This is a genomic window from Syntrophorhabdaceae bacterium, assembly GCA_028713955.1.
In the GTDB taxonomy this organism is placed as follows: domain Bacteria; phylum Desulfobacterota; class Syntrophorhabdia; order Syntrophorhabdales; family Syntrophorhabdaceae; genus UBA5609.
Genome location: JAQTNJ010000117.1, coordinates 1 through 9,643 on the forward strand (window position 1 = coordinate 1; position 9,643 = coordinate 9,643).

Here is a 9,643-nt window from a genome sequence, read left to right on the forward strand (position 1 = left end):
GTTCGAGAATATGGGAGCCCAGATGGTAAAAGAAGTGGCAAGCAAGACAAGCGATGTCGCCGGTGACGGAACAACCACGGCAACTGTCCTTGCGCAGGCCATCTACAGAGAAGGCGCAAAACTCGTTGCCGCCGGCCATAACCCTATGGAGCTCAAAAGGGGTATTGATAAGGCCGTAGAAACCATAGTGGAACAACTGAAGAAACTTTCAAAACCGACGAAAGACCAGAAAGAGATAGCCCAGGTTGGAACGATCTCTGCCAATAACGACGACACGATAGGCAATATCATCGCCGAGGCCATGAGCAAGGTCGGCAAAGAAGGTGTCATAACCGTTGAAGAGGCAAAGAGCATGGAAACAACCCTCGAAATCGTTGAGGGCATGCAGTTTGACAAAGGCTACATCTCACCATACTTCGTGACAAACCCGGAAAAGATGGAGGCTAACCTCGACGAGCCCCTCATTCTCATCAACGAGAAAAAGATAAGCAACATGAAAGAGCTTCTGCCCATACTCGAGCAGGTCGCGAAGATGGGAAAAACCCTCCTCATCATATCGGAGGACATCGAAGGTGAAGCCCTTGCAACATTGGTGGTAAACAAATTGAGAGGTACATTGAAGGTTGCCGCAGTGAAAGCACCCGGTTTCGGTGACAGAAGAAAGGCAATGCTTGAAGATATCGCAATCCTGACCGGTGGCCAGTTGATATCGGAAGAGCTCGGCATTAAGCTTGAAACCATCTCCCTGAAAGACCTCGGATCAGCAAAAAGGGTGGTCATTGACAAGGATAACACTACACTTGTGGATGGCGCCGGCGACAAGAAAGAGATCGAGGCAAGGGTGAAACAGATCAGGGCGCAGATCGACGAAACAACATCAGATTATGACAGGGAAAAACTCCAGGAAAGACTCGCAAAACTCGTCGGCGGCGTAGCCGTCATCAATGTCGGCGCAGCAACGGAAACAGAGATGAAAGAAAAGAAGGCCCGCGTTGAAGACGCGTTGAATGCGACAAAGGCTGCCGTTGAAGAAGGGATTATCCCCGGTGGCGGCGTAGCATTCATCAGATGCCTGCCGAACCTTGATGCAATAAAGCTCGAAGGCGAAAAGCAGTTTGGCGTCAATATCGTCAAGAAGGCCATCGAGGAACCGCTCAGGTGGATAGCAATGAATGCCGGCCATGATGGTTCCATCGTTATTGAAAAGGTAAAGAATGAAAAAGGCGCCTTCGGTTTCGATGCTGCCAAGGAGGTCTACGTGAAAGACCTGATGGAAGCAGGTATCATGGACCCGACAAAGGTCGCAAGGACGGCACTTCAGAATGCAGCGTCAGTAGCATCTCTCCTGCTCACAACTAACTGCATGATCGCCGAAAAACCAAAAGAAAAGGGACAAATGCCTATGATGCCGCCAGGCGGAATGGGCGGAATGGGTGACATGTATTAAAAAGATCGAGGGGACCTTAAGTCCCCTCTTTTTTCCTTCTCCCGTTAATTTCTGTTTGTATTATTTTTCTGTGTGATATTTGAATGATATATTCAACCTTACCCTGTACGCTGTGACTTTGTTCTTCTCCACCACAACGTCCTGCTTCACCACTTCGGCAACACGTAAGTCTTCAAGCGTTTTTGCCGCTGTTTCCACCGCAGTTTTCGCAGCTTCTTCCCATGATTTTGGACTTGTGCCGACAATCTCAATGATCTTGTACACCGACATAAAACCCTCCTTTTATGGTTTTTTGAACATATATGCTCTTATAGCACACAATAAAAATCTGTCAAGAAACAAACGAACCGATATAAACATAATAACCAATAACCAAATTCCAATAACCAGATAATATCCAATAACCAATAACCGAATACCCAAACGGAAAAAATACCGGTAAGTTTTTGTTTGGTGATTGGATATTGGGTATTGGTGATTAATTGGAGCTTGGTTATTGGTGTTTGGTTATTCTCTCAGCTATGAGCTTGCTTTTTCAATTACCTGGCAGCAGACCTCCCCTGCCCTGCCGGCAATAGTACCGTATTCAATCCTGCAGACAGGGGTATTCGGGGAAATGATATATTCCCGGGCAATGTCGATGAGCCTCCGGAACGTATACCCTGATTGGATGGCATTTTGAATAAAGGCCTCCAGAAAAGGACTCCATTTCCTTCCTTCCAGTTCGGTGTGTACCGTGAGGATATTGAGACCACCGGTCAGACAATGCATATAATAATCATTCAGCGAGGTCACGTCCGTGCCTGCCACACCGATGACCTCGTCGAGCGTCGGGAGCGTTGTAGGGATCTGGAGTATCCTTATCTCTTCACTACCCATTACCGGGAAAAATGGCGACAATCCCCGTGTATCACTCGAATAGACAAGGCCGTTCTCTCTGAAATATTTTAACGCATGGGGGTTTATCATCCAGCCCGGTGCAGCAAAGGAACTGGCCTTTTTACCAACAACCTCTTCATAAACCCGCAATAACCTGTTTATCTCTTCCCCTGTCTTCTCTTTATCGAAATACTTAATGGAATCATGCCATCGCACATGGTCGTGGCCATGGATACCGAGTTCATGTCCTTCCTCTGTTATCTGACGGAGCAGGTGACGGTTCCCTTTCGCGATCTCCGGTCCCGGGAGGACGAGGCCGTACATGAGGGTCTTTATGCCGTAGGTGCTGATTACCCCCACCCTGCCGGCCTTTTTGAGAAACCCTTTTCTCGTAAATACCCTTTTAACGGTCCTGCCTGTGTGATCCTTCCCCATGGGAACAAAAAAACTTGCGCTGACACTATATTTCCGGAAAATGGCTAGCAGAGCAGGAACTCCCTTTTTCATTCCTGCATAGGTATCTACATCAACCTTTAGACCGATCGTTTTCTTCATGACTTTTTTCCCTTTTTGAATTGTACGATAATACCATTTCAGGCAACAAGCTGCAAACTGAATTCTATAGCGAACAGCTACCAGCAACAAATCTGGTTTATAGCGTTTGTTGAGTTTGTTGCGTTCATAGCGTTGTAACCCGTAGTAAGGGGGGAACCAGTGAAAGGTAACAGGTGATAGGTATCGGGTGATAGGTCATTGCAGCGGAGCGCGGCGTAGTGTCATTGCGAGCCCGCAGGGCAAGGCGTTTCGTCATTGCGAGCGGAGCGTGGCAATCTCATCCAATTGGCTATACCCCGTAGATCGCCACGTCGCTTCGCTCCTCGCGATGACACAAAGAGGTTCTCTCTGCTCTCTGCTCTCTGCTGGTTCACGCTTGAAGGATATTATGCAAGGTGATATAATGTATTTCGGGAGGTGGCCATGAATAAAAAATTACTTCTTATGCTTGTCCTGCTATCGTTCATTGTGCTGTTCCATGCCGTGCCGGTTACCTATGGATACAGCCAGCAGGACCTCGACCAGCTGAAAAGAACGAAACAATGTTCAGCCTGCGACCTGTCGAACGCGCCTCTCGCCAATACAAACCTGACGCAGGCGAATCTTGAACGTGCCAACCTTTTTAGCGCGAACCTGTCAAGGGCAAACATGTCCGGGACAAATCTGGCGGGTGCGAATTGCATGAATGCGAGCCTTCCGGGCGCAAGTCTCGTCAACGCAAACCTGAAGAGCGCCAATCTTACGGGCGCGAACCTGTCCGGGGCAAACCTTTCAGGGGCAGATCTGTCTCTTGCGGTCTGGACTGACGGCACAATCTGCAAAGAAGGCTCTATCGGGAGCTGCAAGAAGTAAAATAAGGGCAGTGAATAGTCGATAGTGGATAGTGAATAGCCATCAGCAGTCAGCATACAGCCATCAGCAATAAATATGGTCTGTCTGGTCTATTTAGTCTATTTGGTCGTTTAGTCGATAGTGGAAGGTGAAAAGTGAAAGGTCCTCGTAATTCGTGAATCGTAATTCGTAATTGGATGAACCCCGTGAAAGGTGGGAAAACCCGTAATTCGTGAATCGTAATTCGTAATTGGACGAACCCAATGAAAGGTGAATGTGTCATTGCGAGCGAAGCGTGGCAATCTCGTTCAACAGATTATACCCTATAGGTCGCTACGTCGCTTCACTCCTCGCACCTTGTACTTTTCCACTTACGTATCACGAATTACGAATTACGGTTGTTCTCGCCGAACGCCTTACGGATTTTTCGATATACGATATACGAAATACGATATACGGTCTTCTTTATGTCTTCAGGTTTGACTGAAGATAATATTCAAGCGTTTTTCGCAGCGCCGTATCAAGATCGACCTTCGGCTCCCACCCGATAAGCCTCTTCGCCTTCTCGATGGAGGGGACCCTCCTGTCGATGTCCTGATACCCCTCACCATAGAAGTCCTTTGAGAATACCTCTATGATCTCTGAATGTTTTTTGTAGTGTTTTGTCGAAGGGTGGCCGACAAACATCTCCTTCAGTGTAACGGCAAGGTCCTTTATCGTTGCCTCGTTGTCCGGATTGCCTATATTGAAGATCTCGCCGTTCAGTGTGCCTTCCCTGTTCTCGATGATCTTCATGAGGCACGATATCCCGTCATCGATATAGGTGAAGCAGCGCCGCTGCATACCGCCATCAACAAGGCGTATAGGCTCGGCCAGCAGGAGACTGCTGATAAACTGCGTCACTACCCTTGAGCTGCCCTCTTTTTCAGGGTCCGCGGTCAATTCGTCCAGTTTTGGCCCTATCCAGTTAAAGGGGCGGAAGAGGGTGAATTTCAGACCCTGCTGAAAACCGTATCCCCAGATCACCCTGTCGAGGAGCTGTTTGGATGCGCTGTATATCCATCTCTGTTTACAAATGGGTCCGAGCACCAGGGGACTCTCGTCCTCATTGAATGCCTCATCAGGACACATCCCGTAGACCTCTGATGTTGAGGGAAAGACAAGACGCTTTCCATACTTTACGCAGAGGCGGGCAATACGCAGGTTTTCCTCAAAATCAAGCTCAAATACCCTGAGCGGCTCCCGGACATAGGTTGCGGGTGTGGCTATGGCAACGAGGGGCATGACAACATCACACTTTTTCACGTGGTATTCTATCCATTCCCTGTTGATCGCAATATCGCCTTCCACAAAATGGAAGCGGTCGTGTCCATGACAGGCATCCAGCTTGTCGTCCCTGATATCCATGCCGTAAATCTCCCAGTCTGTCTCGTTAAGCGCCCTTGCGGCAAAACTGTTCCCGATAAATCCGTTTACACCGAGTATTAATATCTTCACGCAGTACCTCCGAATATTTTACCTTCTACATTATGAAGACGGGTGAATGTCCCCCCGTCCATCTCTTCCTCTCCCTCCAGTTGCACTGAAAGCAATCGTAGCCCGCCTTTGCCGGTACTCACCGTGAAGGGCTCAAGAGAGACCACCCTTCCCGGCAATTCATTGCGGGATAAATCCTCCGGAAATGCCCTCCAGATATAGAACTTCTTTCCATCAAGGTATGTAAACGCACCGGGATAAGGATGGGTAATTGCCCTTGTCAGGTTATATATCGACAGCGCGTCTTTCTCCCACATCACTATACCATCTTCCGGCTTTCTTCCCCCAAAATACGAGGAGGCACCCATCTGGGGTTTTCTCGTAAAGGTCCCTTCGTTCAACTGCGGGAGTATCCCCTTCATCAGTTCCCGTGCCGCTTCAGCCATCTTCATGTAGACCGTGTATACATTATCCTCAAAATCGATGTCAACCTTTTTCTGGGCTACTATATCTCCTGCGTCTGGTTTCTCAAGCATATAATGGAGGGTGAGGCCGGTCTCTCTTTCTCCGGCTATAAGGACCCAGTTGACAGGACATCTTCCCCTGAACTTCGGAAGAAGTGAACCATGGAGATTGAAGGCGCCGACCTTCGGGATATCGAGGATCTCCCCGGGGATCATCTTCCTGTAGTAGAATGAAAAGATGATATCGGGCTTCGCATCGGCGATCAATGCGGCCCATCGCGGGTCCTTCAGGCTTTCAGGCGTGTGGACGGGTATATTGTGTTTCTCGGCCACAGTGACCGGTCTTCTGTACCATATCTCTTCACCGGGATCGTCGCTATGGGTAAAAAGACAGGCAACATCGGCGCCGAAATCGATGAGTTCTTCGAGGCAAACGTACCCTATCTCCTGGTAAGCGAATACTACTGCCCTCACATCAGTTCCTTTTTGACGATAAACCTTGGTCTTCTCCGTACCTCCTGGTATATCCTCCCTATGTACTCGCCAATGATGCCCAGCGCGAATATCTGGATACCGATGAAAAAGAAGAGTATGGCAAAGAGCGTGAATGTCCCCTCCACCTCGGGACCGATAATAAGCCTTCTGACAAAAAGAAAGAGGGCAAAGAGAAAACCCAGCACCGCTATGACAACCCCGAGAACACCGATGAACTGTATCGGGAGCAGCGAAAAGTTTGTCATAAGGTCAAAGTTCAGCCTCAGGAGCCTGAAGGGACTGTATTTCGATATCCCCCTCCTTCTCTCGTCGTGCGCAACCTCGATCTCAACGATCTTCTTGGCAAAGGTATTCGCAAGCGCAGGGATAAAGCTCGAAGACTCCGGACACATGTTCATATAATCCACGATGTTCCTGCTGTATGCCCTCAGCATGCACCCGTAGTCCCTCAGTTTCACGCCGACAAGCTTTGAGGTGATCTTGTTCACGATAAATGAAGGGAGTCTCCTGAAGACAGAATCTTTCCGCTGTTTTCGATACGTACCCACCACCTCATACCCTTCCCCGATCTTCTGAACAAGCTTCGGTATCTCTTCCGGCGGGTTCTGCAGGTCCGCATCGATCGTGATCACCATATCGCCTTTCGCATATTCAAAGCCTGCAAAAAGCGCCATGTGCTGCCCGTAGTTCCTGTTAAACTCTATGACCCTGACCGAACCATCACGGCCATGAAAATCTTCAAGTATCTCCTGGGTCCTGTCTGTGCTTCCATCGTTGATATAGATGATCTCGTAGGGTCTTTTTATTGTCTCGAGGGTGTCGTAAAGCCTCTTCTGGAGCTCAGGAAGCGATTCTTCTTCGTTCAGGACCGGCACCAATACCGATACGTAGGGTTTTTCAGTCATTTCTCCTCACATATATCGTGTAGTAATCCTTCTCATATTTTATCTGTTTCACAGGTAAAAACAACTTCTCCAGTTCGTTTTTGATATTGACCCCCAGCCTTTCTTCAACAATAAGGAGTATATCATGTTTGATGTCTTTTATCTCCTTAATGTCCGCGAAGGACTTGATAGGTCTGCCGAGATAGAATATGAGGCCGGCAGAGTTGAAACCATAGGTGTAGATCTCTTTATACTTTTTATGGTCTCCGATCGGATCGGTTATCAGGCGCAATGATTTCGATGTCCTGTCTGTCACGGGCATATAGTACATATTATAAAAAACTCCAATAAAAATGAGATATGTCAGCAAAAGGACCAGGGTCTGTTTCGCCGTTTTCCTGAAAAGGCTTATCAGTAAAGCAACCCCCAGCAGGAACAGTATGGCCATATAGACATACAGGGACGACGGTCCTTCTCTGAATGCCTGCACATCCTTATAGGGCATAATGTAAAGCGCTGCAACGGCCGCAACGGGTATCAGTATAAGGGCGATCGAAAACACCCTGAGCAGAATATTCGTTCCTACCCGCTCTACAAGTAGCGGCCATTTGTCTCTTATGTATACACCGCACAACAAGGCGCAGGCAGGATAACAGGAAAGGAGATATATGGCCCTTTTGCTTGTGGAAAACTCAAAGAACAGAAAGGTAAAGATAAACCAGACAAGCGGCAGCCAGAGCTTTTTCCTGTACGCGTGGTACAGGGCAAACGGAAGCAGTATGCTCCAGGGAAGAAAATTAAAAAATATCTTATGCAGGTAATAGAAGAGCGATTCCATGTGATCAAAGGCGTTTGTGTACCTTGTGATATTCTGCCTTAGAATAAACTCCCTGATATATGCCTCGCCGGCCATAAAAAACCAGATCGAGGCAAGACCCAGGGACAAAAAACACCCCAGGATCAAGGGGAGGATATATCCTTTCATCTCCTTCCGTATTATAAGGCATATAAACATGACACCTGCAGGTATGACCAGACCGGCAGGGCCCTTCGTAAGTATGGCGAGTGCCGCCGGGAGAAATGACAGCGCGAAAAGCCATTTCCTTCCTTTTGCGAGGGAAAGATAACTGAAAAAGATCGTAAGGCCGATAAAAAACGCGAAGGTCATATCCATGATCGATTCGCGGGCGTTTGAGAGAAACTGGTAGTTGGTAGCAAGGACAATGGCGGACAGCAGTCCGCTCTCTTCGTCTCCAAATCTCCTTCCGAGGAGGAACGTAATAATCAGCAGGAGCGTTGCCGATATTGCCGCCGGCACCCTTGACGTGAACTCATCAAGTTTACCGGCGATCTTTGAAGCAGCGATGATCATCCAGGGATAGAGCGGAGGCTTCTCAAGGTACTCCCTGCCGTTTAAGTAAGGGTGTACGAAGTCATTCCTCTCCATCATCTCCCGTGCCATGATAGCCTGTCGCGGTTCATCGGGATCCCACAGCGATGTTGCGCCGAGATTCAGGAAGAACAAGATATAACATAATGCAAGGATGGCAAGTATCTTTTTGAGCATAGTAGGTTTTCTACGATCAGCCTACAGCTTTTCAGCGATCAGCGATCAGCTTTTAAAAAAAAGAAAAAATCCTAAGAAATATACTATTAACAAAAAGCCGACAACAATCTGCTGAAAGCTGACGGCTGGCTGCTGAATACTTAATAGTTTGAATTTATATGCTAATATTTGACATTTTGCAATATTTTTTATACCATATCCTTCAATTGTCAAATGGATACTACTGAAAGTAAAGAAGAAATCTTCAACAGGGCAAAGAGTCAGCACGCAACACTCGACCGGAGGTTGCAAATGCTCCTTAAGAAGCCCTTTCTTACGGCGGCAGAAGAACTCGAGATCCGGGAATTAAAAAAGAAAAAACTTTATTACAAGGACATTATGGAAAAAAACCAGTAAAAACCGGGAATGAAGGAGAAGGGTTGAAAAAGACAGGGGCACAGATATTCGTTGAATCGTTGATAGCGGAAGGGATTGATACGATCTTCTGCTATCCCGGAGGCGCCACCCTGTACATAACCGATGCGCTCGGCGGTTGTGACATCCGGCAGATCATCGTGCGTCATGAACAGGGTGCGGTGCACGCATCAGATGGATACGCAAGGGCATCGGGGAAGGTAGGTGTTTCACTCGTTACATCAGGACCGGGTGCAACGAACACCGTTACGGGGATCGCAACCGCATACATGGATTCCATCCCTCTTGTCATATTCTCCTGCCAGGTCAATACAGCGCTCATCGGGAACGACGCATTCCAGGAGGCGGACATCGTCGGTATTACAAGGCCCTGTACGAAACATAATTACCTCGTAAAAGACGTAAAAGACCTTACGCGGATCATCAAGGAGGCCTTTCATATCGCGCGGTCGGGGAGACCGGGGCCTGTCCTCGTCGATATACCGAAAGATGTATCTGCGAGCCTGGGAGACTTTAAATATCCTGATAAGGTAAATATCAGAAGCTACCAGCCGACTTATTTCGGGCATACAGGGCAGATACAACGGGCAATGAAAGAGATCGCTTCCGCAAAAAGACCGGTGCTCTTCAC

At 48.0% G+C, this 9,643-nt stretch carries 10 protein-coding genes; 4 read left to right on the top strand and 6 right to left on the bottom strand.

Annotation, left to right across the window (positions count from 1 at the left end; translation table 11 throughout):
- Positions 1-1,447, top strand: a 1,447-nt coding sequence (groL, locus tag PHU49_10450; protein MDD5244426.1) for a chaperonin GroEL, incomplete at its 5' end; no start/stop codon positions are given.
- A 60-nt stretch (positions 1,448-1,507) separates the two neighbouring features.
- Here the strand turns inward: groL and PHU49_10455 are convergent.
- A complete protein-coding gene (locus tag PHU49_10455; protein MDD5244427.1) occupies positions 1,508-1,717 on the bottom strand; it encodes a dodecin family protein in 210 nt (69 codons plus the stop codon).
- Positions 1,718-1,966: 249 nt separating this feature from the next.
- A complete protein-coding gene (locus PHU49_10460; protein MDD5244428.1) occupies positions 1,967-2,881 on the bottom strand; it encodes a polysaccharide deacetylase family protein in 915 nt (304 codons plus the stop codon).
- Positions 2,882-3,304: 423 nt separating this feature from the next.
- Here PHU49_10460 and PHU49_10465 point away from each other — a divergent pair, with 423 nt between their 5' ends.
- Positions 3,305-3,733 carry a pentapeptide repeat-containing protein gene (locus PHU49_10465; GenBank protein ID MDD5244429.1) on the top strand — a complete coding sequence of 143 codons (429 nt, stop codon included), beginning with the start codon at positions 3,305-3,307 and terminating at the stop codon, positions 3,731-3,733.
- A 444-nt stretch (positions 3,734-4,177) separates the two neighbouring features.
- Here the strand turns inward: PHU49_10465 and PHU49_10470 are convergent, their stop codons facing one another.
- From PHU49_10470 to PHU49_10485, 4 genes are read right to left on the bottom strand one after another with little or no spacing between them, the layout of a single operon-like run.
- Positions 4,178-5,209, bottom strand: a complete 1,032-nt coding sequence (locus PHU49_10470; protein MDD5244430.1) for a bifunctional UDP-4-keto-pentose/UDP-xylose synthase — start codon at positions 5,207-5,209, stop codon at positions 4,178-4,180.
- The gene (locus PHU49_10475; protein MDD5244431.1) at positions 5,206-6,126 is read right to left on the bottom strand and encodes a formyltransferase; all 921 of its coding nucleotides are present in this window, start codon (positions 6,124-6,126) and stop codon (positions 5,206-5,208) included. Before PHU49_10475 ends, PHU49_10470 begins: the two co-directional genes overlap by 4 nt.
- A complete protein-coding gene (locus tag PHU49_10480) occupies positions 6,123-7,052 on the bottom strand; it encodes a glycosyltransferase (GenBank protein ID MDD5244432.1) in 930 nt (309 codons plus the stop codon). The genes PHU49_10475 and PHU49_10480 overlap by 4 nt, the downstream gene beginning before the upstream one ends.
- Positions 7,045-8,598 carry a glycosyltransferase family 39 protein gene (locus PHU49_10485; protein MDD5244433.1) on the bottom strand — a complete coding sequence of 518 codons (1,554 nt, stop codon included), beginning with the start codon at positions 8,596-8,598 and terminating at the stop codon, positions 7,045-7,047. Before PHU49_10485 ends, PHU49_10480 begins: the two co-directional genes overlap by 8 nt.
- A gap of 213 nt (positions 8,599-8,811) precedes the next feature.
- Between PHU49_10485 and PHU49_10490 the strand changes: the two genes are divergently transcribed.
- Together PHU49_10490 and PHU49_10495 are read left to right on the top strand one after the other, a co-directional pair.
- Complete coding sequence (locus PHU49_10490) at positions 8,812-8,994, top strand: DUF465 domain-containing protein (protein ID MDD5244434.1); 183 nt, start codon at positions 8,812-8,814, stop codon at positions 8,992-8,994.
- 23 nt (positions 8,995-9,017) lie between these two features.
- Positions 9,018-9,643: thiamine pyrophosphate-binding protein (locus tag PHU49_10495; protein ID MDD5244435.1), on the top strand; the 626-nt coding region annotated here is incomplete at its 3' end.